This is a genomic window from Streptomyces sp. NPDC056373 (genome assembly GCF_042262425.1).
Taxonomy (GTDB): Bacteria; Actinomycetota; Actinomycetes; order Streptomycetales; family Streptomycetaceae; genus Streptomyces.
Genome location: NZ_JBHJPX010000002.1, coordinates 364,212 through 386,928, shown reverse-complemented (window position 1 = coordinate 386,928; position 22,717 = coordinate 364,212). Strand labels below are relative to the sequence as shown.

20 protein-coding genes and 1 pseudogene are annotated in these 22,717 nt (G+C 71.0%); 12 read left to right on the top strand and 9 right to left on the bottom strand.

Annotated features, from left to right (window positions below):
• Window positions 1–9: 9 nt before the first annotated feature.
• From ACFCXS_RS05660 to ACFCXS_RS05650, 3 genes are all read left to right on the top strand, one after another.
• Window positions 10–573, top strand: coding sequence for a DUF6114 domain-containing protein (locus ACFCXS_RS05660; protein WP_376641796.1), 564 nt, complete (start codon window positions 10–12; stop codon window positions 571–573).
• Complete coding sequence (locus ACFCXS_RS05655; protein WP_376641795.1) at window positions 563–1,939, top strand: hypothetical protein; 1,377 nt, start codon at window positions 563–565, stop codon at window positions 1,937–1,939. Before ACFCXS_RS05660 ends, ACFCXS_RS05655 begins: the two co-directional genes overlap by 11 nt.
• A gap of 125 nt (window positions 1,940–2,064) precedes the next feature.
• The gene (locus ACFCXS_RS05650; RefSeq protein WP_376641794.1) at window positions 2,065–2,442 is read left to right on the top strand and encodes a hypothetical protein; all 378 of its coding nucleotides are present in this window, start codon (window positions 2,065–2,067) and stop codon (window positions 2,440–2,442) included.
• 99 nt (window positions 2,443–2,541) lie between these two features.
• Here ACFCXS_RS05650 and pyk read toward each other — a convergent pair whose 3' ends face one another.
• The 3 genes from pyk to pta form a co-directional block, all read right to left on the bottom strand.
• Window positions 2,542–3,969, bottom strand: a complete 1,428-nt coding sequence (pyk, locus tag ACFCXS_RS05645) for a pyruvate kinase (protein WP_376641793.1) — start codon at window positions 3,967–3,969, stop codon at window positions 2,542–2,544.
• A 74-nt stretch (window positions 3,970–4,043) separates the two neighbouring features.
• The gene (locus ACFCXS_RS05640) at window positions 4,044–5,261 is read right to left on the bottom strand and encodes an acetate kinase (protein WP_376641792.1); all 1,218 of its coding nucleotides are present in this window, start codon (window positions 5,259–5,261) and stop codon (window positions 4,044–4,046) included.
• Complete coding sequence (gene pta / locus ACFCXS_RS05635) at window positions 5,258–7,360, bottom strand: phosphate acetyltransferase (RefSeq protein WP_376641791.1); 2,103 nt, start codon at window positions 7,358–7,360, stop codon at window positions 5,258–5,260. Before pta ends, ACFCXS_RS05640 begins: the two co-directional genes overlap by 4 nt.
• Before the next feature lie 221 nt (window positions 7,361–7,581).
• Between pta and ACFCXS_RS05630 the strand changes: the two genes are divergently transcribed.
• Complete coding sequence (locus tag ACFCXS_RS05630) at window positions 7,582–8,607, top strand: ATP-dependent 6-phosphofructokinase (protein WP_376641790.1); 1,026 nt, start codon at window positions 7,582–7,584, stop codon at window positions 8,605–8,607.
• 172 nt (window positions 8,608–8,779) lie between these two features.
• Here the strand turns inward: ACFCXS_RS05630 and ACFCXS_RS05625 are convergent, their stop codons facing one another.
• Window positions 8,780–9,541 (bottom strand): helix-turn-helix domain-containing protein, encoded by a 762-nt coding sequence (locus tag ACFCXS_RS05625; protein ID WP_376641789.1) that lies wholly within the window; start codon window positions 9,539–9,541, stop codon window positions 8,780–8,782.
• Between the two features lie 178 nt (window positions 9,542–9,719).
• Between ACFCXS_RS05625 and ACFCXS_RS05620 the strand changes: the two genes are divergently transcribed.
• The 3 genes from ACFCXS_RS05620 (at window position 9,720) to ACFCXS_RS05610 (ending at window position 13,151) form a co-directional block, all read left to right on the top strand.
• Window positions 9,720–10,169, top strand: a complete 450-nt coding sequence (locus ACFCXS_RS05620) for a PPOX class F420-dependent oxidoreductase (protein WP_376641788.1) — start codon at window positions 9,720–9,722, stop codon at window positions 10,167–10,169.
• Window positions 10,170–10,409: 240 nt separating this feature from the next.
• Window positions 10,410–11,747 carry a gluconate:H+ symporter gene (locus ACFCXS_RS05615; protein WP_376641787.1) on the top strand — a complete coding sequence of 446 codons (1,338 nt, stop codon included), beginning with the start codon at window positions 10,410–10,412 and terminating at the stop codon, window positions 11,745–11,747.
• 57 nt (window positions 11,748–11,804) lie between these two features.
• Entirely contained in the window at window positions 11,805–13,151 is a 1,347-nt protein-coding gene (locus ACFCXS_RS05610; protein ID WP_376641786.1) for an enolase C-terminal domain-like protein, read from the top strand.
• A gap of 121 nt (window positions 13,152–13,272) precedes the next feature.
• Here ACFCXS_RS05610 and ACFCXS_RS05605 read toward each other — a convergent pair whose 3' ends face one another.
• Both ACFCXS_RS05605 and ACFCXS_RS05600 read right to left on the bottom strand, forming a co-directional pair.
• The gene (locus tag ACFCXS_RS05605) at window positions 13,273–13,962 is read right to left on the bottom strand and encodes a response regulator (RefSeq protein WP_376641785.1); all 690 of its coding nucleotides are present in this window, start codon (window positions 13,960–13,962) and stop codon (window positions 13,273–13,275) included.
• The gene (locus ACFCXS_RS05600) at window positions 13,959–15,632 is read right to left on the bottom strand and encodes an ATP-binding protein (RefSeq protein ID WP_376641784.1); all 1,674 of its coding nucleotides are present in this window, start codon (window positions 15,630–15,632) and stop codon (window positions 13,959–13,961) included. The genes ACFCXS_RS05605 and ACFCXS_RS05600 overlap by 4 nt, the downstream gene beginning before the upstream one ends.
• A 198-nt stretch (window positions 15,633–15,830) precedes the next feature.
• On the opposite strand from ACFCXS_RS05600, the gene ACFCXS_RS05595 reads away from it, so the two are divergent.
• Window positions 15,831–17,228, top strand: a complete 1,398-nt coding sequence (locus ACFCXS_RS05595; RefSeq protein ID WP_376641783.1) for a cation:dicarboxylate symporter family transporter — start codon at window positions 15,831–15,833, stop codon at window positions 17,226–17,228.
• 163 nt (window positions 17,229–17,391) lie between these two features.
• Here ACFCXS_RS05595 and ACFCXS_RS05590 read toward each other — a convergent pair whose 3' ends face one another.
• Window positions 17,392–18,006 (bottom strand): TetR/AcrR family transcriptional regulator, encoded by a 615-nt coding sequence (locus ACFCXS_RS05590; protein ID WP_376641782.1) that lies wholly within the window; start codon window positions 18,004–18,006, stop codon window positions 17,392–17,394.
• A 111-nt stretch (window positions 18,007–18,117) separates the two neighbouring features.
• On the opposite strand from ACFCXS_RS05590, the gene ACFCXS_RS05585 reads away from it, so the two are divergent.
• Window positions 18,118–19,791, top strand: a complete 1,674-nt coding sequence (locus tag ACFCXS_RS05585; RefSeq protein ID WP_376641781.1) for a DHA2 family efflux MFS transporter permease subunit — start codon at window positions 18,118–18,120, stop codon at window positions 19,789–19,791.
• Between the two features lie 86 nt (window positions 19,792–19,877).
• Here the strand turns inward: ACFCXS_RS05585 and ACFCXS_RS05580 are convergent.
• Window positions 19,878–20,306: pseudogene (locus tag ACFCXS_RS05580) on the bottom strand (aldo/keto reductase); the annotation flags it as partial.
• A 1-nt stretch (window position 20,307) separates the two neighbouring features.
• Window positions 20,308–21,219, bottom strand: a complete 912-nt coding sequence (locus tag ACFCXS_RS05575; protein ID WP_376641780.1) for an NAD-dependent epimerase/dehydratase family protein — start codon at window positions 21,217–21,219, stop codon at window positions 20,308–20,310.
• Between the two features lie 45 nt (window positions 21,220–21,264).
• On the opposite strand from ACFCXS_RS05575, the gene ACFCXS_RS05570 reads away from it, so the two are divergent.
• The 3 genes from ACFCXS_RS05570 to ACFCXS_RS05560 are packed head-to-tail and all read left to right on the top strand — an operon-like array spanning window position 21,265 to window position 22,570.
• Entirely contained in the window at window positions 21,265–21,774 is a 510-nt protein-coding gene (locus ACFCXS_RS05570) for an Lrp/AsnC family transcriptional regulator (protein WP_376641779.1), read from the top strand.
• A gap of 29 nt (window positions 21,775–21,803) precedes the next feature.
• On the top strand, window positions 21,804–22,232 hold the full coding sequence (locus ACFCXS_RS05565) for a MerR family transcriptional regulator (protein WP_376641778.1): 429 nt from the start codon (window positions 21,804–21,806) through the stop codon (window positions 22,230–22,232).
• Between the two features lie 23 nt (window positions 22,233–22,255).
• On the top strand, window positions 22,256–22,570 hold the full coding sequence (locus tag ACFCXS_RS05560) for a thioredoxin family protein (protein WP_376641992.1): 315 nt from the start codon (window positions 22,256–22,258) through the stop codon (window positions 22,568–22,570).
• Window positions 22,571–22,717 lie beyond the last annotated feature (147 nt).

Genomic DNA, 22,717 nt, shown 5'->3' with positions numbered 1-22,717 from the left:
TGTTTTTCCATGAGCGCCGAGACTCCTGCCGCCACCGGCCAGTTCACCGTCCGGAGGCAGCAGTTCCGCGCCTGGCGGGGTGAGCGGCCGTTCTGGGCCGGGCTGTTGGTCCTCCTCAGCGGACTGCCCATCGCCTACTTCCCGTACGCGAACCTCCAGATCGGTCACCTGACGCTGGCGATGGCGACCACCGCGGGTGCCGGGTCCCTGATCATCGGCGTGCTGCTCGTCGTACTGGGCGTCAGCCTCTGGTTCCAGAAGCACGTCCGCGTCTTCGCGGGAGTCGCGGCGATCCTGCTGGCGCTGGTGTCCATCCCCGTGTCCAACCTCGGCGGCTTCCTCGTCGGCTTCCTCCTCGCCCTCGTGGGCGGGGCGATGGCCGTGGCGTGGGCGCCGGGCGCACCGGCCGCGGGACAGCCCGCCGCCATGGCCAGCACGGGCGTGGACGGGGCTCCCGGGGCCACGGACCCCGACACCACGGTGCTGCGCCCCGTGGGCGGGGTGGACGAGCCGAACGATCTTTCAGGAACGAACCCGGCCAACGGGGCGAACGGGAGGCACAGTGCCGGCTGACGAGGTGACCCACGGGACTGATGTGGAGGCGTCCCGTGTGAGAACCGGGCCGCGCCACGCGGCACCCAAGAAGCCGCTGTTCACCAGGTTCAACAGGCCGGCCGGCAAGGCGATAGCCATGGCGGCGATGCCGACGGCGGTGCTCATGGGCATGGGCTTCACGTCGACGCTCGCCATAGCCGACAGCGACACCCCGGCGGCGCCGACCTCCAAGAGCCTGACGGCCGACGAGTACAAGGACTGTGTGGCGGCCCTCGAGGACGCCGGCAAGGCCGGGGACTCCAAGGGCGACGACTCCGCCTCGCCCACGCCGTCCCCCTCGGCGAGCGACGGTGCGACGGACGAGAAGGACGAGCAGGGCGACACCGCCCCGAAGCCGTCCCCCTCGGGCGGCACGGAGGCGAACAACGGCGGTTCCTCTTCGTCGGATTCAGGTTCCGGCGACAAGGCCGAGCCCGAGCCGAGCCCGTCCACGAGCGCCCCCGCCGCGGGCGGCGACGACGGGGCGGCCACCCCGTCCCCCTCGCCGTCGAAGAGCGGCGGCAACATCCTGGAGGACATCGGCGACGCGATCGGCGGCATCTTCAACGGCGGCAAGGACGACAGCGCGGACGGGGCGAGCCCCAGCCCGGCCCCGTCCTCCTCGGCCTCGCAGAGCACCGAGAAGCCGGCCGAGGACGCCTCCGGCGCCGAGGACACCGCGGAGAAGGCCACCGGCACGGTCGAGGACACCGTCAAGGACACCGCCGGCAAGGCGTCCGACACGGTGAAGGACACCGGCAAGACGGTCGAGGACACCACCAAGGCCGTCGAGAAGGCGGCCCAGGACGCGGCGGAGAAGGCGAAGGAGGCCACCGCCTCGCCCAGCCCCTCCCCGAGCACGGACGCCGACGACTGCCCGGCCGCCACCGACGCCGAGGGCGGCGTCGACAACAAGGTGCCGCTGCCCGACGACCCGTGGTTCCTCAACGCCAGCTCGCTGACGCTGAAGGGCGCCGACTACAAGGGCGTCGTCGAGGTGCGGACCGCCGACGGCACCGTCAAGAAGGTGCTGAAGTACGTCATATCCGGCGGCACCGACATCGGCGACCTGCACCAGACCGTCCAGGACAAGCAGTCCGGCAAGACCTACCACGTGCAGGCGGCCAAGGGCTCGACGTCCACGATCCGCGACGGCGACACCGTGATGTACACCGAGAGCATCTCGGGCAACCTGCTCGGGCTGATCCCGATCACGTTCGACCCGGAGCACCCGCCGCCGCTGAACATCCCGCTGATCTACTTCACCAACGTGAAGGTGCAGCAGGCCGGACAGTTCGGCGGAACCCTGCACGTGCCGGGGCTGCACAACTTCACCACCGGCTGAGCGCCCCTCAGAGCCCTTTCGGGAGCCGCACACACAGAGGGCGCCCCCTGGATCCCAGGAGGCGCCCTCGGTGCCGTGTACGGGCCTTCACGGCCCCCTCGTACTGCTTCGGAGAGAGGAGGCGGGTGAGAACTCAGCTGAAACTGACCCGCGACGGCGACGTGTTCATCGCGCGGCTCGCGCCTTCCCAGGTGGCGGCCATGCACGAGGCGCTGAGCCATCTGCGCGGGCACTACGCCGGTGACACGGAGCTGACCCTCCTGGTCGGCGCGGGCCGGGACGAGGTCGACGCCCTCCTGGAACGCCTGGCCGGACCGCACACGCAGTCACGCGACTTCCGTCTCGCCACGGAGGAACTCCACACGGTGCACGCCGCGCCCACCATGTTCCTGGTACAGGGCGGCGTCTTCGCGGAGGAGCCGTTCCACATCCGCCTGGGGTTCTACAGGGAGAACTTCGACGCCCTGGCCCATGCGCTGTTATGGGCGGCCGCGGAGGCGTGACGCCCCGGCCGAAACCACTGAGTGCGTCAAGCCGAGGGCGCCCCCGGATCCCGGGGGCGCCCTCGGCGGTGTGCGCGGGCCTGCACGGCCCTGTGCGGATCAGCCCTTGGCCTCGCCCAGGTGGTGGACCCGCACCATGTTGGTGGTGCCGGGCACGCCGGGGGGCGAACCGGCGGTGATGACCACGATGTCGCCGTCGTTGAAGCGGTTGAGCTTGACCAGCTCCTGCTCCACCAGGTCGACCATCTCGTCGGTGCTGTTCACGAACGGCACCACGTACGGCTCCACGCCCCAGCTCAGCGCCATCTGGTTGCGGGTGCCCTCGTCGGTGGTGAAGGCGATGATCGGCTGCTGCGCGCGGTAGCGGGACAGACGGCGGGCGGTGTCGCCGGACTGGGTGAAGGCCACCAGGCCCCGGCCGCCGAGGAAGTCGGCGATCTCGCACGCGGCCCGGGCCACCGAACCGCCCTGCGTGCGCGGCTTCTTGCCCGGGACGAGCGGCTGCAGGCCCTTGGAGAGCAGCTCCTGCTCGGCCGCGGCGACGATCTTCGACATCGTCTTCACGGTCTCGATCGGGTACGCGCCCACGCTCGACTCGGCGGACAGCATGACCGCGTCGGCGCCGTCCAGGATCGCGTTGGCCACGTCGGAGGCCTCGGCGCGGGTCGGACGCGAGTTGGTGATCATCGACTCCATCATCTGGGTCGCCACGATCACCGGCTTGGCGTTGCGCCGGCACAGCTCGATCAGGCGCTTCTGCACCATGGGGACCTTCTCGAGCGGGTACTCGACGGCCAGGTCACCACGGGCGACCATGACACCGTCGAACGCCATCACGACGTCCTCCATGTTCTGCACCGCCTGCGGCTTCTCCACCTTGGCGATGACGGGGACCCGGCGCCCCTCCTCGTCCATGACGCGGTGCACGTCCTGGACGTCCTTGGCGTCCCGGACGAACGACAGCGCGACCAGGTCGCAGCCCATGCGGAGAGCGAAACGGAGGTCCTCGACGTCCTTCTCGGACAGCGCGGGCACGTTGACGGCCGCGCCGGGCAGGTTGATGCCCTTGTGGTCGGAGATGACGCCGCCCTCGATGACGATCGTCTTGACCTTGGGGCCCTCGACCTCGGTGACCTTCAGCTCGACGTTGCCGTCGTTGATGAGGACCTGGTCGCCCTTGGTGACATCGCCGGGCAGACCCTTGTAGGTCGTCCCGCAGATCGTCTTGTCGCCCGGGACGTCCTCGGTGGTGATGGTGAACTCGTCACCGCGCACCAGCTCCACGGGACCCTCGGCGAAGGTCTCCAGACGGATCTTCGGGCCCTGGAGGTCGGCGAGGACACCGATGGCCCGGCCGGTCTCCTTGGCGGCGGCACGGACCCGGTCGTACCGGCCCTGGTGCTCGGCGTGGCTGCCGTGGCTGAAGTTGAAGCGGGCCACGTTCATGCCGGCTTCGATCAACGCGACAAGCTGATCGTGGGAGTCGACCGCGGGGCCGAGAGTACAGACGATTTTCGAACGGCGCATGGGGGCGATCCTATCGGTTTGTTTCGCAAGGGAATATTCCGTCTGGCGGAAAATACAAAAGGGCGGGATGCCGCTCAGGTGTGATTCCCCGAACCAATTACCAGCGCGTAGGTCTGTGTCGCGATCTCCAATTCCTCGTCAGTGGGCACCACCGCCACCGCGACCCGGGCCCCCTCGGGCGAGATCAGCCGCGCCTCGTCGCCGCGCACGGCGTTGCGCTCGCCGTCCACGGCCAGCCCCAGCTCCTCCAGGCCCGCCAGGGCGGCGGCCCGCACCGGAGCCGCGTTCTCGCCCACACCGGCGGTGAAGGCGACCGCGTCCACCCGTCCCAGTACGGCGTAATAGGCGCCGATGTACTTCTTCAGGCGGTGAATGTAGATGTCGAACGCCAGCTCCGCCCGCTCGTCGCCCTCGTCGACGCGACGGCGGATCTCCCGCATGTCGTTGTCGCCGCACAGGCCGATCAGGCCGCTCTTCTTGTTGAGAAGAGTGTCGATCTCGTCGGCGGACATTCCACCAACACGCATCAAATGGAAGATGACGGCCGGGTCCAGGTCTCCGGAACGCGTACCCATCACGAGCCCCTCCAAAGGCGTGAGGCCCATGGAGGTGTCCACGCAGCGACCGCCCCGCACGGCCGAGGCGGACGCCCCGTTGCCCAGGTGCAGCACGATGACGTTCGTCTCGGCGGGGTCCTTGCCCAGCAGCTCGGCGGTGGCCCGGGAGACGTAGGCGTGGGAGGTGCCGTGGAACCCGTAGCGGCGGATGCGGTGTGCGTCGGCGGTCTGCACGTCGATCGCGTAACGGGCCGCCGACTCCGGCATCGTGGTGTGGAACGCGGTGTCGAAGACGGCGACCTGCGGCAGGTCGGGCCGCAGTGCCTGTGCCGTGCGGATCCCGGTGAGGTTGGCCGGGTTGTGCAGCGGCGCCACCGGGATGAGCCGCTCGATCTCGGCGAGCACGGCGTCGTCGACGACGGTCGGCTCGGTGAAGTGCTTCCCGCCGTGCACCACCCGGTGCCCGATCGCGGCCAGTTCGGGAGAGTCCAGGCCGAGACCGTCCTTCGCGAGCTCCTCGGCCACGGCCTTCAGAGCGGCGTCGTGGTCGGCGATGGCCCCGCCGCGCTCCCGGCTCCCGCCGCCGGCCGGGCTGTGCTTCAGACGGGAGGTCTGCTCGCCGATGCGCTCCACCAGGCCCACCGCCAGCCGGCTGCTGTCGCGCATGTCGAGCAGCTGGTACTTCAGCGACGAGGAGCCGGAGTTGAGGACGAGGACACGGGTCGGGCTGCTCACTGGGCGGTCGCCTTCTGGCTCGGGGACGGGGCGGCGGACTGGGCCTGGATCGCCGTGATGGCGACGGTGTTGACGATGTCCTGGACCAGGGCGCCCCGGGACAGGTCGTTGACCGGCTTGCGCAGACCCTGCAGCACCGGGCCGACGGCGATCGCGCCGGCCGAGCGCTGCACGGCCTTGTAGGTGTTGTTGCCGGTGTTCAGGTCGGGGAAGATCAGCACGCTCGCCTGCCCGGCCACCTCGGAACCGGGCAGCTTGGTCGCCGCGACCGACGGCTCCACGGCGGCGTCGTACTGGATCGGGCCCTCGATCTTCAGGTCGGGCCGGCGCGCCCGCACGAGCTCGGTGGCCTCGCGGACCTTGTCGACGTCGGCGCCGGAGCCGGAGGTGCCGGTGGAGTACGACAGCATCGCGATGCGCGGCTCCACGCCGAACTGCTCGGCCGTGGTCGCCGACTGGATGGCGATGTCGGCGAGCTGCTGGGCGTTCGGGTCCGGGTTGACCGCGCAGTCGCCGTAGACGAGGACCTTGTCGGCCAGGCACATGAAGAAGACGGACGAGACGATGTCGGCGTCCGGCTTTGTCTTGATGATCTCGAAGGCCGGGCGGATGGTCGCGGCCGTGGAGTGCACCGAACCCGACACCATGCCGTCGGCGAGGCCCTCCTGGACCATCAGCGTGCCGAAGTAGTTCACGTCGGAGACGACGTCGTAGGCCAGCTCCACGGTGACGCCCCGATGCGCGCGAAGCGTCGCGTACTGCTCGGCGAAGGTGTCCCGCAGCTCGGAGGTCGCCGGGTCGATCAGCTGGGACTCGCCGAGGTCGATACCGAGGTCGGCGGCCTTCTTGCGGATCCGGTCGACCGGCCCGAGCAGCGTCAGCTCGCACACGCCCCGGCGCAGCAGCACCTCGGCGGCGTGCAGCACCCGCTCCTCGGTGCCCTCGGGCAGGACGACCCGGCGCAGGTCGGAGCGGGCCTGTTCCAGCAGCTTGTGCTCGAACATCATCGGGGTGACGCGGTCGCTGCTCGGCGCGGAGACCCGGCGGGCGAGGTCGGCGGTGTCGGCGTACCGCTCGAACAGGCCGAGGGCACGCTCGGCCTTGCGCGGGGTGGCCGCGTTCAGCTTGCCCTCCAGGGAGAACAGCTGCTCGGCGGTGGGGAAGCTGGTGCCGGCCACCGACAGCACCGGGGTGCCGGGGGCGAGGCGGTCGGCGAGGGTGAGGATGTGGTCGCCGGGCACCTCGTCCAGGGTGAGCAGCATGCCCGCTATCGGCGGGGTGCCGGCGCTGTGCGCGGCGAGCGAGCCGACGACCAGGTCGGAGCGGTCGCCCGGGGTGACGACGAGGCAGCCCGGGGTCAGGGCGCTCAGGAAGTTCGGCAGCATCGCGCCGCCGAAGACGAAACCGAGTACGTCCCGCGCGAGCCCGGAGTCGTCGCCGAGCACCACCTCGGCGCCCAGGGCGTGGCCGATCTGCGAGACGGTCGGCGCGGACAGGGCGGGCTCGTCGGGCAGCACGTAACAGGGCACGGGCAGCCGGGAGTCGAGCTGGCCGGCGATCTCGTCACGGTCCTCGCGGGCCACCCGGTTGGTGACCATCGCCAGGACGTCGCAGCCCAGGGTGGCATAGGCGCGGAAGGCGTTGCGCGTCTCGGCGAGCACGGACTCGACGGTCTGCTTGCGGCCGCCGACGACCGGGATCACGGACGCGCCGAACTCGTTCGCCAGCCGGGCGTTGAGCGACAGCTCGTCCGGCAGCTGGGTGCCGGCGTAGTCGGTGCCGAGGACCAGGACGACGTCGTAGTCCCGGGCGACCCGGTGGAAACGGTCGACCAGGGTGGACACCAGCTCGTCGGTGCCGGCCTCGGCCTGGAGGGCGGACGCCTCCTGGTAGTCCATGCCGTAGACGGTCGCCGGGTCCTGGGTGAGCCGGTAGCGGGCGCGCAGCAGCTCGAAGAGGCGGTCGGGCCCGTCGTGGACCAGGGGACGGAACACGCCGACCCGGTCGACCTGCCGGGTGAGGAGCTCCATGACCCCCAGTTCGACGACCTGGCGTCCGTCGCCGCGGTCGATGCCGGTCACGTACACGCTGCGGGTCACGCGCGCTCTCCGTTCGTCTCGGATGGGGGTACGTCTCTCGCCCCACTGCTTTCCGGCCAGGGGCACAAAAATCGCCCACCGAGGTGAGCAGAACCCTCTTGACAATACCTCTGTCGCTGGATAAGGCGCCCGTCAGTGCAGGGGTTCCACAGGGGGCTGGGGGGCGTGAAACAATCGGCAGTGGCTCACCGGTGTCAACAGCGAGCAGGAGACACAGCACGATGCGTATCGGAGTTCTCACCGCAGGCGGCGACTGCCCCGGCCTGAACGCCGTGATCCGGTCGGTCGTGCACCGGGCGGTCGACAACTACGGCGACGAGGTCATCGGCTTCGAGGACGGCTACGCGGGCCTGCTCGACGGCCGCTACCGCAGCCTCGACCTGGAGTCCGTCAGCGGCATCCTGGCCCGCGGCGGCACCATCCTCGGCTCCTCCCGCCTGGAGCGCGACCGGCTGCGCGAGGCCTGCGAGAACGCCTCCGACATGATCCACCAGTTCGGCATCGACGCGCTGATCCCGATCGGCGGCGAGGGCACGCTGACGGCCGCCCGCATGCTGAGCGACGCGGGCCTGCCCGTCGTGGGCGTCCCGAAGACGATCGACAACGACATCTCCTCCACGGACCGCACCTTCGGTTTCGACACCGCGGTGGGCGTCGCCACCGAGGCGATGGACCGGCTGAAGACCACCGCCGAGTCCCATCAGCGGGTCATGGTGGTGGAGGTCATGGGCCGGCACGCCGGCTGGATCGCCCTGGAGTCCGGCATGGCGGCCGGTGCGCACGGCATCTGCCTGCCGGAGCGGCCGTTCGACCCGGCCGACCTCGTGAAGATGGTCGAGGAGCGCTTCTCCCGCGGCAAGAAGTTCGCGGTGGTCTGCGTCGCCGAGGGCGCCCACCCCGCCGAGGGGTCCATGGACTACGTCAAGGGCGCCATAGACAAGTTCGGCCACGAGCGCTTCCAGGGCATCGGCACGGCCCTCGCGCACGAGCTGGAGCGGCGCCTCGGCAAGGAGGCCAAGCCGGTCATCCTCGGCCACGTCCAGCGCGGCGGCGTGCCGACCGCCTACGACCGGGTGCTCGCGACGCGGTTCGGCTGGCACGCGGTGGAGGCGGCGCACCAGGGCCGGTTCGGCCGGATGACCGCCCTGCGCGGGACGGACATCGTCATGGTCCCGCTCGCCGAGGCCGTCACCGAACTGAAGACGGTGCCGAAGGACCGGATGGACGAGGCCGAGTCGGTCTTCTAGCAGCCGGTCTCCGGGAGCCGGTGCTTCCGCCGGCCGGCTCCGGTCGGGGCCGCTTGCTGACACCGGGCGTCTCGGGCGGCTGATACCCGGCGCCTCGGACGGCTGATCCCGGGCGCCGGTTCTCCGGTGGCCGGTCGGGGCAGCCGGCGGGCGGGCCCCGGCAGTCGTCCTCCTAGCCGGTCTGCGGGTCGGCGTCTCCTTGGAGTTTCGTCCAGAAGTGCTCCACGATCCGGTCGAGGAAGTCCTGGCCGGCGTCGCCCGCCTCGCCGCTGCCGCCGCCCCAGCTCAGGGTGGTGGCCATGTGGCCCTGATAGTCCTCGTGCAGGCTGCGCAGGGCCTGCTCCAGGGATCGCCGGTCCAGGGGCACGAGCTTGGCCACCGGCCGGACGTAGGCCTGCCAGCGGGTGGTCGCGGCGCTGCGCAGCAGTTCGCCCAGTCTGGCGTTCCGGCCCGTGACGGTCATGAAGTCGGGCAGCCCGAGCCCGAGCAGCTCGGCGAGGGCGGCGGCCTGGCGTTCCGTGCCGCGCCAGCCGTCGGTCTCCTCCATGCGCAGATACGCGTGTACGTCGTGCCCCACGGCCCGGGCCACGTCCTCCGCAGCGAGGCAGCGGGCGATGCGGTGTTCGCGCAGGGTGCGCGGTGTGCCGATCAGTTCGGCGGGCGAGCACCACAGCACGCCCGCGAGCGCGGTGAGTTCGGAGTCGGTCGGGGCGGCTGCCCCGCGTTCCCACGCCATCACGTGGTCCGGGGTGATGTGGGGATGCCCGTAGGAGACGCGCATGCCGTGGGCGACGTGCTCGGGTGCCATGCCGAGCGCCGCGCGCAGCCGGCGGGCGGCGGGGGCGTTGAACGGCCGGGCGGCGGGGACGGTCGGCGTCGGGGGAGAGGGAGACGGACGGTTCGGTCGGGCTGAAGGTCGGCGCACGGCCCACAAGCTAGGGCGGCCCGTGGGGGTCGGCTACGGTCTGTTCGGCCAGGATCACGGATTGTAGGAACCTACGGCTACCGGCGGGTTCGACCGGGGCTGAAGATCGCCTGTCGGCGGGGGCGCGGGCACGGCCAGGATTGACGCCGGGCCCGATGATCACGGGTCCGGAAAGGCAGTGATTCACGTGAACGGCAAGCTCAACGGGCATATTCGCGAGCGTCTTCTCGCGCCCAACTTCTGGCATCTCGCGACGGTGGGGGCGGACGGTGCGCCCCAGGTGTCGCCCATGTGGGCGGACGTCGAAGGGGAGTACGTCATGGTCAACACCTCGGTGGGGCGGGTGAAGGAGGAGAACCTGCGGCGCAATCCGTACGTTTCGCTGTCGCACCACGACCCCGCGAACCCCTACGACCGGGCGGAGATCCGGGGGAGGGTCGCCCGGTTCGTGGAGGGCGAGGAGGCGGAGCGGGCGATGGACCGGCTGGCGCGGAAGTACCTCGGGGAGGACCGGTATCCGTGGCTGCTGCCGGGCGAGCGCCGGGTGATGCTGCTGATCGAGCCGACGCGGGTGCGGAGGCTGGACGGCGTCGAGCCGTTCCGGGCGGGCGTGCTGCCGGAGGGGGCAGCGGGCTGAACGGTCCACCGAGGACGGCCGGCCCCCGAGGGTGGCTGGTCACCGGAGCGCCCGGCGAGCAGGTCTCGCCGGGCGCTCCCGTGTGGGGCGACCTGTCGAGGTGTGATCGTCCGACCCATTGACCCTGATCCGTTCACCCACTTAGCCTCCATCTTCATACGTGGACGCCATTTGCATAGAGAGACGGCTGCGTCGAGATGCCTCACCAGGGATGGGACACCGGTTCAAAGGGGAACTGCCTTGCCTCTGCTCGTCGTAGGGCTCAGCGTCGTGATCCTGCTCCTGCTCATGACCAGGCTGAGACTGAACGGCTTCGCGGCCCTGCTGCTCGTGGCCGTGGGAGTGGCGCTGGTGCGGGGCATCCCCGTGGCGACCATCCCGGACGTCCTTTCCGAGGGCATCGGTGACCAGGTCGGCGACACCATGCTGACCATCGGGCTCGGCGCCATGGTCGGCCGCGTGATGGGGGACTCGGGCGCCGCCCAGCGCATAGCCGGCCGTCTTCTCGGCGCCTTCGGCCCGCGCTGGGTTCAGGTGGCCATGGTGGTCACGGCCATGCTCATCGGCGTGACCATGTTCTACGAGGTCGCGTTCATCATCATCGTGCCCATCGCGTTCACCCTGGTCAGGGTCACCGGGGCGAAGCTGCTGTGGGTCGGCCTGCCGATGTCCATCGCCCTGTCCACCATGCACAGCTTCCTGCCCCCGCACCCCGGGCCCACCGCCGTCGCCGCGACCTTCCACGCCTCCGCCGGACTCACCCTGTTCTACGGCCTGTTCGTCGCCGTCCCCGCCGGTGTGCTCGTCGCCCTCACCTGGCCCCGGCTCCCGTTCGTCGCGCGGCTGACACCGTCCATCCCCAAGGGCCTGGTCAGCGACCGCGAGTTCGCCGACGAGGAGATGCCCGGGCTCGGCTGGTCGCTGTTCGTGGCGCTGTTCCCCGTGGTGCTGATCGTGGCCGCCGCGGTGACCGAGATGGCCACGTCCGGGGAGGGTCCCCTGCTGCACGTCGTCGCGTTCATCGGCTCGGCGCCGATCGCGCTGCTGCTGACGCTGTGCCTGGCCGTGTGGGCGTTCGGGCCGCGCATCGGGCGCAGCCTGAGCGACGTCGGGGCGTCCTGCGCGTCGGCGGCCCAGGCGATGGCGATGATCCTGCTCGTGATCGGCGCCGGCGGGGCGTTCAAGAACGTCCTGGTCGAGGGCGGGATATCCGAGTACATCAAGGACACCACGGACGGCTGGTCCGTCTCCCCGATCGTCCTCGCCTGGCTCGTCGCCGTCATCCTGCGCATCGCGCTGGGCTCGGCCACGGTCGCCGTCGTCACGGCCTCCGGCGTTGCCCTGCCGCTGCTCGCGGGCAGCGGCGTCCACCCGGAGGTGATGGTGCTGGCCGTCGCCTGTGGTTCCATCGCGTTCTCGCACGTGAACGACCCCGGTTTCTGGCTGTTCAAGGAGTACTTCAACCTGTCGGTCATCGAGGCGATCAAGGTCCGCACGTCCTACACGACGGTGCTCGCCGTGCTCGGGCTGGGCGGGGTGCTGGTGGTCGAGTGGGTGCTCGACGTTCTGAGTCCGTGACGTTCTGCGTCCGTGACGTTCTGAGTTTGTGAACCGGTTTTCTTGAAAGGGCGATCCATGAGCATCGGGAGCATCGGCCGGCAGCCGGTCGTCACGTCGTTCGCCGTCCATCCCGTCGCCGGACGGGACAGCATGGAGCTGAACCTGTCCGGCGCGCACGGGCCGTACTTCACCCGCAACATCGTCGTGCTCACCGACTCCGAGGGGCGGACCGGGCTGGGGGAGGTGCCCGGCGGCGAGAAGATCACGCGGACGCTGCGGGACGCGGAGTCCCTCGTGGTCGGGGCGAAGGTGGGCGACTACAAGCGGGTGCTGCGCGAGATCGGTGAGCGGTTCGCCGACCGTGACGCGGGCGGTCGAGGTGCGCAGACCTTCGACCTGCGGACCACGGTGCACACGGTCACCGCGGTCGAGTCGGCACTGCTCGACCTGCTGGGGCAGCACCTCGACGTGCCCGTGGCGGCGCTGCTGGGGGACGGGCAGCAGCGGGACTCGGTGCGGGTGCTGGGCTATCTGTTCTACGTGGGCGACCCGGACCGGACCGACCTGGAGTACGTGCGCGAGCCAGGCTCCCCGGTGGAGTGGTACCGGCTGCGGCACGAGGAGGCGCTGTCGGCGGAGGCGATCGTACGGCAGGCCGAAGCGGCCTACGACCTGTACGGGTTCCGGGACTTCAAGCTCAAGGGGGGAGTACGCGAGGGGAGCGAGGAGGTCGCGGCGGTGCGGGCGCTGAAGCGGCGCTTTCCCGAGGCCCGGATCACTCTCGACCCGAACGGGGCGTGGTCGCTGCGGGAGGCCGTGGAGCTGTGCCGGCCGCTGGTGGGGACGCTCGCCTACGCCGAGGATCCGTGCGGGGCGGAGGGCGGTTACTCGGGGCGGGAGGTGCTCGCGGAGTTCCGGCGGGCCACGGGGCTGCCCACCGCGACCAACATGATCGCCACGGACTGGCGGCAGCTGGCCCACGCCCTGGCCCTGCAGTCGGTGTCCATCCCGCTGGCCGATCCGCACTTCTGGACGATGCAGGGGTCGGTGCGGGTCGCGCAGTTGTGCAACGCGATGGGGCTGACCTGGGGGTGCCACTCCAACAACCACTTCGACATCTCACTGGCGATGGTGACCCACTGCGGGGCGGCCGCGCCGGGGGAGTACAACGCGCTGGACACGCACTGGATCTGGCAGGAGGGGCTGGAGCGGCTGACGGTCCGGCCGCCCAGGATCGTGGACGGGGAGATCGCCGTGCCTGCCGGGCCGGGGCTGGGCGTCGAACTCGACATGGACCGGCTGCTGGCGGCGCACGAGCTGTACCGGGAGAAGGCGCTGGGGGCCCGGGACGATGCCACGGCCATGCGGTACCTGGTCCCGGACTGGCGGTTCGACCCGAAGCGGCCGTGTCTGGTGCGGTGACCGCCCCGGACGGCGGCGCCGAGCGGGCGGCACCCGGGGCGGAGGTGTCACCGGGCAGCCCCTGGGCGCCTCGGCGGGCACACTCCCCTCGACCGGGCGGGGAGCCATGACCGGCGAACCGTCACTGGCCCGTGACCCAGCGGTACTGCAGCTCCGGGCGCCCCACCGTGCCGTACTGCGGGCGGCGCGCCGCGCGGCCCGCGTCGACCAGGTGCTCCAGGTAACGGCGGGCCGTGATGCGGGAGATGCCCACGGTCTCGGCGACCCCGGCGGCCGTCAGGCCCTCCGCGCTGTCGCGCAGGGCCACCGTCACCCGCTCCAGCGTCGGCGCGCTCAGCCCCTTGGGCAGCGCGGCCGGGCCCGGCGCGCGCAGGGCCGCGAGCGCCCGGTCCACCTCGTCCTGGCCGCTCGCCTCGCCGACCGCCGCGTGGAACTCGGCGTAGCGCACGAGGCGGTCGCGCAGGGTCGCGAAGGTGAACGGCTTCAGGACGTACTGCACGACCCCGAGCGAGACGCCCTCGCGGACGACGGCCAGGTCGCGGGCCGACGTCACCGCTATCACGTCGGCGTGATGGCCGGCCGCCCTGAGGGACCGGGCCAGATGCAGTCCGTGCACGTCCGGCAGGTGCAGGTCGAGCAGGAGCAGGTCCACCGGGGTGCGCTCCAGGGCCCGGCGGGCCTCCGCGCCCGAGTGCGCCTTGCCGACGGCCACGAACCCGGGCACCCGCCCGACGTACAGGACGTGCGCGTCGGCGGCGACCGGATCGTCCTCCACCACCAGGACACGGATGGCCTTCTCGCTGCTCGTCATGCGTCGCCCCCAGCGCTTCCGGCCACCCGGGCGGCCCCGGAGGGCACGGCGTCCGCCGGCGTCCCCGGCCCCCGCAGCGGCAGCCGTACCTCGAACTCCGCGCCGCCCCCCTCGGCCTCCGCGACCGTCAGCGAGCCCTCGTGACGCTGTGTCGCCTGACGGACCAGCGCCAGCCCGAGACCCCGCCCGCCGGGGCCCGCCGGCTTCGTCGAGAAGCCCCGCTGGAAGACCGCCTCCGTGTGATCGGGGTCCACGCCCGGCCCCGTGTCCGAGACCCGCAGCACCAGCTCCGGGACGTCGCCGCAGCCGCGGGTGTACGCCGCCACCGTCACCCGGGCCCGCGCGCTGCCCTGCGCCGCGTCCACGGCGTTGTCGATCAGGTTGCCGAGGATGGTCACCAGGTCCCGCGCCGGCAGGGACTCGGGCAGCAGGCCGTCGTCGAGACTGCTGTCCTCCGACACCATCAGCTCCACGCCCCGCTCGTTCGCCTGGGCCGTCTTGCCCAGCAGCAGCGCCGCCAGCACCGGCTCGCTCACCGCCGCCACGACCTGGTCGGTCAGTGCCTGCGCCAGCTCCAGCTCGGCCGTCGCGAACTCCACCGCTTCCTCCGCCCGGCCCAGCTCGATCAGCGAGACCACCGTGTGCAGCCGGTTCGCCGCCTCGTGCGCCTGCGAGCGCAGCGCCTGTGTGAAACCCCGCTCGGAGTCCAACTCGCCCATGAGCGACTGGAGTTCGGTGACATCGCGCAGGGTGACGACGGTACCGCGCCGCTCACCGCCCGACACCGGCGAGGTGTTGATCACCAGGACCCGGGCCGCCGTCAGATGCACCTCGTCCACCCGCGGCTCCGACGCCAGCAGGGCACCCGTCAGCGGGGCCGGCAGCCCCAGCTCCGCCACCGACCTGCCCACCACGTCCCCGGCCACGCCGAGCAACTCCCGACCTCCGTCGTTGATCAGCGCCACACGGTACTGCCCGTCCAGCATCAGCAGTCCCTCGCGCACGGCGTGCAGGGCGGCCTGATGGTAGTCGTGCATCCGGCTCAGCTCGGTCGCGTTCATGCCGTGGGTGTGGCGGCGCAGCCGTGCGTTGACGACGTACGTGCCGACCGCGCCCAGCACCAGCGCGCCGATCGCGACGCCGAGCAGGGCCGTCAGCTGGTCCTGGACCCGCTGGGTGATCTGCTCGACCCGGATCCCCGCGCTGACCAGGCCGACCACCCTGGCGCCGTCCTTGATCGGCGTCACCGCGCGGACCGACGGGCCGAGCGTGCCCGTGTAGGTCTCGGTGAAGGTCTCGCCCTTCAGGGCCCGCTCGGTGTGCCCCTGGAAGGTCTGGCCGATCTGCCTGGGGTCGGGGTGCGTCCAGCGGATGCCCCGCGGATCCATGATCGTGATGAAGTCGACCTCGGTGTCCCGCATCACCTTCAGCGCGTACGGCTGGAGCTCGGCGGTCGGGTCGGGGGTGCGGGTCGCGGCCAGCACCGACGGGGAGTCCGCGACGGACCGCGCCACCGCCCTGGCCTGGCGGGTCGCGGCCTCCTCCGCCTGGCTGCGGTCGCTGACGTAGGAGAACAGCGCGTATCCGGCCACGACGACCGCTATCAGCACGGCCTGCATGGCGAACAGCTGGCCCGCCAGACTGCGGGGACCGGGGACGGTGAAGCGCATGTCGTCAGTCTGCCTCGTGGCTGATTGTGAACTAAATGAACGGAAGGGTGACCGCGCTCACAGACAACGACATAGTCACGGCATTCCCTATAACGCATCTCCGGGAGCTTCGCTCGGTTTTCTCCCGAGTTTCCCGGAGTCTCCCCGGACGTGAGCCGCACGCCGGTGATGCCGACGACGTCGTCAAGGAGGGCCGCCGTGACCAGCGCAGCCGATACGGCACCTGCCGCACGCAAACCCAAGCGGGACCGCACGCACTACCTCTACATCGCGGTGATCATCGCGGTCGCCGCCGGTATCGCGGTGGGTCTGGCCGCTCCGGACTTCGCGCAAGAGCTGAAGCCGATCGGCACGGGGTTCGTGGCCCTGATCAAGATGATGATCTCGCCGATCATCTTCTGCACGATCGTGCTGGGCATCGGCTCGGTACGGAAGGCCGCCAAGGTCGGTGCCGTCGGCGGTATCGCCCTGGGCTACTTCATGGTGATGTCGCTCGTCGCGCTGGGCATCGGCCTGGTCGTCGGCAACATCCTGGAGCCGGGCACCGGCCTCGCGGTGACCGACGCGGTCAAGGACGCCGGTCACGCGCAGATCGACGCCGAGGCCAAGAACACCACGGAGTTCCTGCTCGGCATCATCCCGACCACCATCGTGTCGGCCTTCACCAACGAGTCGGTGCTCCAGACCCTGCTGATCGCCCTCCTCGCGGGCTTCGCGCTGCAGGGCATGGGATCAGCCGGCCAGCCGATCCTGCGCGGCATCGAGCACATCCAGCGGCTCGTCTTCCGCATCCTCGCGATGGTCATGTGGGCCGCCCCGATCGGTGCCTTCGGCGCCATCGCCGCCGTCACCGGCTCCGCGGGCGTGGAAGCCCTCAAGAGCCTCGCCGTGCTGATGCTCGGCTTCTACGTGACCTGTTTCCTGTTCGTCTTCCTCGTGCTCGGCGCCCTGCTGCGCGTGGTCGCCGGCCTGAACGTCTTCACGCTGTTCAAGTACCTGGGCCGGGAGTTCCTGCTGATCCTGTCCACGTCCTCCTCCGAGTCCGCGCTGCCGCGGCTCATCGCGAAGATGGAGCACCTGGGCGTCAGCAAGCCGGTGGTGGGCATCACCGTCCCGACCGGCTACTCGTTCAACCTCGACGGCACCATGATCTACATGACCATGGCCTCGCTGTTCATCGCCGACGCCATGGGTACGCCGATGTCGCTCGGTGAGCAGATCCCGCTGCTGCTCTTCCTGCTGGTCGCCTCCAAGGGCGCCGCCGGTGTCACCGGTGCGGGTCTGGCCACGCTGGCCGGCGGTCTGCAGTCGCACAAGCCGGCCCTGGTGGACGGCATCGGCCTCATCGTCGGCATCGACCGCTTCATGAGCGAGGCCCGCGCCCTGACCAACTTCGCGGGCAACGCCGTCGCCACGGTGCTGATCGGCACCTGGACCAAGGAGATCGACAAGGACCGTGTGAACCAGGTCCTCGCCGGTCAGCTGCCCTTCGACGAGAAGACGCTGCTCGACGACGCCCACGGCGGCCCGGCCGACGACCACGTCGAGGCCGAGGTGCCCGAGCAGGGCGGCGAGAAGGAGCTGGCGAAGGCCTGACGGCCGCGCCGCCCCCACAGAATCCGGGCGGCTGGGTGTCCCCCCGTCGCTCAGCCGCCCGGTCCACACATCGAGCAGCTCAAGTTTTTCGTCGAGCAGCTCAAGCGCTACATCTAGAAGGTCGCGCGTTACATCGAGAGGTTCACGCGAGACATCGAGAAGTTCACGCGTTCAGCTTCGCCACCAGCTCGGTGGCCTTCGAGGCGGGCACGCCCGCCGCGGTCAGTACGGTGACCGCGGCGCAGCGGCCCGCCTCCTGTGCTGCCAGCAGTCCGTCGTTCACGGCCTCCATCACGGCGAACAGCATCTGCTCGTGCACATACGCCAGGGCCGGAGCCGGCAGCGGTGAGCTGAAGACGTTCTCGTCCAGCCCCTGCTGCAGCAGCCCGATGCTCACCTCCCGGACCGGGGCGAGCCGCTCCCGGATGCCCTGCATGGTGACCGTGCGCTGGGCGAGGGCGACCAGCAGCCGGTAGCGGTCGGCGATCGCCCACACCGCCAGCACCGAGCGCGCCACCGCCTCCGCCGGTTCCCGCACGTCCTCGCGGCCCGCCGCGTGCGCGGCCGACAGCGCCTCCACGGCCTCGTCGACCAGCGTGCTGATCAGCGCCTCACGGCTCGGGAAGTGGCCGTACACCGTCCGCCGCACGACGCCCGCCGCCCGTGCGATCTGGTCCATGGACGCGTCGGGGTCGCGCAGCAGCTCGGCGAGGGCGACGTCGAGGATGCGCCGGCGGTTGGCGTCGGCGCGGCTGGTTCCCGTGGTCATGGACGCCATTGTGCCCCTTCACCCATCGAGTTGCACAGCACTGTGCAACGGCGTAGATTGCACAGCGTTGTGTAAATGCACACCCATGTGCAACTTCGAGCTGGGAAGGCAACCCCTGCCATGCGACTCGTCATGAACGAACCGGCCGAGAGGATGGACCGCCCCTACCCGCGCCGCTGGTGGGCGCTCCTCGTGCTCTGCCTCAGCCTGCTGATCATCGTGATGGCCAACACCGCCCTCACCGTCGCCGCGCCCGCCATGACCGAGGACCTCGGCCTGTCCAGCGCCGACCTGCAGTGGGTGATCGACGGCTACACCGTCCCGTACGCCGCGCTGATGCTGCTGCTCGGTGCGATCGGCGACAAGTACAGCCGCCGGGGCGCACTCGTCCTCGGCCTGGTCGTGTTCGCGGGCGGCTCCGTCTTCGGCTACCTCGCCGACAGCTCCACGACGGTCATCGCCGCCCGGGCCGTGATGGGCGCGGGCGCGGCGATGATCATGCCCGCCACGCTGTCCCTGCTCGCCGCGACCTTCCCCAGGACCGAACGCGCCAAGGCCATCACCCTGTGGACCGCCACCGCCGGACTCGCCATCGCGGCCGGACCGCTGGTCGCCGGAGCGCTGCTGGAGGACCACGGCTGGTCGTCGACGTTCCTCATCAACGTCCCCGTCGCCGTCCTCGCCCTCGCCGGCGCCTTCGTCCTCGTACCGCCGTCCAGGGCCGCGGACCGCGGGCGCATCGACTACGGCGGCGGGCTGCTGTCGGTGGTGTGGATCGCCGCACTGGTCTACATGATCATCGAAGGGCCGCACTTCGGCTGGGGCGTCAAGGCCGTCACCGCGGCGGTCGTCGCCGGAGCCGGGCTCGTCGCCTTCGTCCTGTGGGAGCTGCGCCACCCGCGCCCGCTGCTGGACGTCCGCCGCTTCACCGACCGCGGCTTCGCCGGCTCCAACCTCGCCGTCGCCCTGTTCTTCCTGGCGGTCTTCGGCGCCTTCTACTACCTGACGCAGCACCTCCAGTTCGTCCTCGGCTACGACGCCCTGGACACGGGCCTGCGCATGCTGCCGCTGGCGGGCGCCGTGTTCGTGGGGGCGGCCCTCACCGGCTTCCTCACTCCGCGGGTCGGCATGAAGTGGACCGTCACGGCCGGCATGGTCGGCGGCACGGCGGCCCTGGCCCTGCTCACCCGGGTCGACTCCGGTGCGTCGTACGGCGACTTCGTCGCGCCGCTGATCGTCCTCGGTCTGTCGATCGGGCTGGCGCTGTCGCCCTGCACGGACGCGATCATGGGGGCGTTCCCGGAGTCGAAGCTGGGCGTCGGCGGCGCGGTGAACGACACGTCGCTGGAGCTCGGCGGTTCGCTGGGCATCGCCATCCTCGGCTCGCTGCTGGCGACCTCGTACTCCGGCCACCTCTCGGACGCCACGGCCGGCAGCAAGCTCCCCGCGTCCTCCCTCTCCACGGCCCAGGACTCCGTCGGGGCCGGGTACGCCGTCGCCCACGGCATCGGTGACAAGGCCCGGCAGCTCGCCGAGCAGGCCGCGCACACGAGCGACCCCCAGCAGGCGGAGCGACTGCGGGCACAGGCCGAGCAACTCGGCGGCGGGGCCAGGCAGATGGCCGACGCGGTCGGGTCCTCCTTCTCCGACGCGGTCGCCCACACCAGCCTGATCGGGGCCGTGATCCTGGGCGTCGGCACGGTGGTGGTGGCACTGCTGCTGCCCGGCAAGGAGAAGGCGGTGGAGGAGCCCGTCGAGCAGAGCAGGGAACCGGAGCCGGCAGGGGCCCGCTAGGTCGTGCCCGCACGGTCCCGTCGCCCGCCCTGGAGAGGGCGGGCGACGCTGCGTCATGGGCCCCTCGGGGCTTCGCCCGGTGCGGCGAGTGAAGGTACAGCCTGCTCGAAGGGCACCGCGGGATCGGGCTTGTGCAGCTGGTAGAGGCCGATCGCCTCCACCCCGAGCCGCTTGCGCGACGCCTCGGCGGCGGCCTTGAGGTGGCCGGGCGAGCCGTTCACCGTCCAGTCGCCGCCCGCCGGCCGGCCGCGTCCGCCCTTCGTCGCCACCAGGACGCCGGAGGTGTCACCGCCGTACGAAGCCAGCGCCCGGGCCACCAGGCGTTCGTTGTGCCCGGGCTGCGCGCCCGGCAGATGGTACGAGTCGGCCGTGTCCAGGAGGGTCACGCCCGCGTCGAGCGCGGCGTGCACGGTGGCCAGGGCGCGCTCCTCGTCCGGCCGGCCCTCGATGGACAGCGGCATCGCGCCGAGCCCGACGGCGCTCACCCGCAGTCCGCCAAGTGCCCTGTACCGCACGTCAGTCACCTTTCCCGAGCGTCTCGGCGACGGCACGCGGCAGCCACTGCCGGGCCTCGCTGAAGGTGAAGCCGAGCCGGGCGGCCCGGGTGCTGTCCATGCCGTAGGAGCGGCGGAAGGAGAACGGTGAGACCTCGCCGACCTCCACGGGCCGGAACTCGGCCCGGCCGCCGGGCACATGAGCGGCCACCGCCACACACAGCTCCTCCGTGCTCAGCGTCCCGCGGGAGGCGGCGTTCACCGGCCCGGTGAAGTCCTCGCCCGCCGCCCACGCCAGGAACCGGGCGATCTCCTCGACGTACACATAGGTGGCGGGCCGGTTGACCGCCGGCACGGCGATCGGCTCGCCGGTGCGTATCCGCTCGGCGTAGTGGGCCAGCCTGCCCGTGAAGTCGTCGTCCCCGCCCAGCACATGGGCGACCCGCACCATCGTCGACCCGAACTCCGGTCCCGCCGCGAGGACCGCCTCGGCCTGCCGCTTGCCCTCCCCGTAGTGGGCCTCGACGAACGCGGGGTCGTCCCAGGGCAGATCGAGGTCCACGGCGACGGTGGACGGGTCGGCACACTCCTCGCGCACGAGAGCGCGGGAATCCTCGTACTCGTACACCTCGACCGTCGACGTCATCACATAGCGGCGCGTACGGCCGGTGAAGACCCGGCGGGCGATCGCGGCCTGGCGCGGGGTGTAGCAGACCTGGTCGACGACGACGTCGAAGACGCGGGAGCCGAGCGCCTCGGTCAGCGACCGTTCGTCGTCCCGGTCGGCCCGCAGGTGCTCCACCCCGGCGGGCGGCGGGGAGGACCCCCGGTTGAGGACGGTGACGCGGTGGCCTCCGGCGAGCAGCCGTGCGATCAGACGCTTTCCGACGTACCGGTTGCCGCCGATGACCAGGACGTCCAGAACCTTTTCCATGGCCATAATTCTCCCGGCGTACATCCACGCCCTGAAGGGGGAACCATGGGAGTTCAGGCCGCCGCGCCGAAAGAACCACGGCAGTTGCGGACCGCCGCCGACGAAACATCGGTGGCCTTCGACGCCCTCGACCGGCAGATCCTCCAGCTGCTCCAGACCGACGGCCGGATCAAGCTCAGCGAGCTGGGCCGGCGGGTCAGGCTGAGCCCCGCGGCCGTCACCGAGCGGGTGCGACGGCTGGAGGCGGCGGGCGTGATCAGCGGCTACGGCGCCCATGTCGTGCCGTCCCGGCTCGGCTACGGCATCCAGGCGTTCATCCGGGTCGACCCGCACGGCGGCTACACCCTGAAGCACCCCAGGACCCTGGAGCTGATCGAGCGGCCCGAGATCACCGAGGTGCACCACGTGGTCGGGGAGGACTGCTGGATCCTCAAGGTCGCGGTGCGCGACACCGTCCACCTGGAGGGGGTGCTGGAGGCCGTCTCCGCGCTGGGCCGCACCACGACGTCGATCGTGCTGACCTCCCCGGTGGAGCGGAAACCGCTGTTGCCTTGACGCCGGGGTCAAGGATTACGTTCGACCGCATGCGAATCGGCGAGCTGGCCGCACGGGCCGGGACCACGACGCGGACGCTGCGGTACTACGAGGCGCGCGGACTGCTGCCCGCGCGGCGCACCGGCAACGGATACCGGACCTATGACGAGAGCGACCTGCGCCTGCTGCGGCAGATCAGGACGCTCCAGGACTTCGGGTTCGACCTGGAGGAGACGCGGCCCTTCGTGGAGTGCCTGCGTGCCGGGCATCCCGAGGGCGACTCGTGCCCGGCGTCGCTCGCGGTCTACCGGCGCAAGCTGGACGAACTCGACGCGCTGATCGGACAGCTGGCCGGCGTGCGCGACACCGTCGCGCGGCAGCTGGAGCGGGCCGAGCAGGCGCGGGCCGAGCTGGCCGCCGAGGCGGAGGTTCCGGGCGGCCCGGAGCCTGTGTGCGAACTGGGAGGGGAACCGTGGTGACCGGAGTGCCCGGCGTTGCCGGCGTGATCGATGTGACGGACGCGAGCTTCGAGGCGGAGGTGATCGGCGCGGAGCTGCCGGTGCTGGTGGAGTTCACCGCCGACTGGTGCCCGCCCTGCCGGCAGATGGGCCCGGTGCTGAAGGCCCTCGCCGCCGAGGAGGGCGACCGGCTGAAGGTGGTGCAGCTCGACGTGGACTCCAACCCGGCCACGACCAACGCCTACAAGGTGCTGTCCATGCCGACGTTCATGGTGTTCCGCGGCGGGGAACCCGTGAAGTCGATGGTGGGGGCGCGAGCCAAGCGGCGGCTGCTGGAGGAGCTGTCCGACGTGGTCTGAGCCGACCCGCCCGGTGAACAGGAAATCCCCCGAGCAATTGCGCTCGGGGGATTTCCTTGCGTATATTTGTCTGTTCGTGACTTCAAGTCGATTGCAGTCACAGTGAAGTTCAGTGAGCACAGTATATCCGGGCGGGAGCGGAATTGT

What these genes read in the sequence shown, in the direction of transcription:
- pyk (WP_376641793.1), bottom strand. Translation starts at nt 3,969, where the DNA reads ATGCGCCGTTCGAAAATCGTCTGTACTCTCGGCCCCGCGGTCGACTCC.
- ACFCXS_RS05610 (WP_376641786.1), top strand. Translation starts at nt 11,805, where the DNA reads ATGAGCATCGGGAGCATCGGCCGGCAGCCGGTCGTCACGTCGTTCGCC.
- ACFCXS_RS05600 (WP_376641784.1), bottom strand. Translation starts at nt 15,632, where the DNA reads ATGCGCTTCACCGTCCCCGGTCCCCGCAGTCTGGCGGGCCAGCTGTTC.
- ACFCXS_RS05570 (WP_376641779.1), top strand. Translation starts at nt 21,265, where the DNA reads ATGGGAGTTCAGGCCGCCGCGCCGAAAGAACCACGGCAGTTGCGGACC.
- ACFCXS_RS05585 (WP_376641781.1), top strand. Translation starts at nt 18,118, where the DNA reads ATGCGACTCGTCATGAACGAACCGGCCGAGAGGATGGACCGCCCCTAC.
- ACFCXS_RS05660 (WP_376641796.1), top strand. Translation starts at nt 10, where the DNA reads ATGAGCGCCGAGACTCCTGCCGCCACCGGCCAGTTCACCGTCCGGAGG.
- ACFCXS_RS05590 (WP_376641782.1), bottom strand. Translation starts at nt 18,006, where the DNA reads ATGGCGTCCATGACCACGGGAACCAGCCGCGCCGACGCCAACCGCCGG.
- ACFCXS_RS05605 (WP_376641785.1), bottom strand. Translation starts at nt 13,962, where the DNA reads ATGACGAGCAGCGAGAAGGCCATCCGTGTCCTGGTGGTGGAGGACGAT.
- ACFCXS_RS05575 (WP_376641780.1), bottom strand. Translation starts at nt 21,219, where the DNA reads ATGGAAAAGGTTCTGGACGTCCTGGTCATCGGCGGCAACCGGTACGTC.
- ACFCXS_RS05630 (WP_376641790.1), top strand. Translation starts at nt 7,582, where the DNA reads ATGCGTATCGGAGTTCTCACCGCAGGCGGCGACTGCCCCGGCCTGAAC.
- ACFCXS_RS05565 (WP_376641778.1), top strand. Translation starts at nt 21,804, where the DNA reads ATGCGAATCGGCGAGCTGGCCGCACGGGCCGGGACCACGACGCGGACG.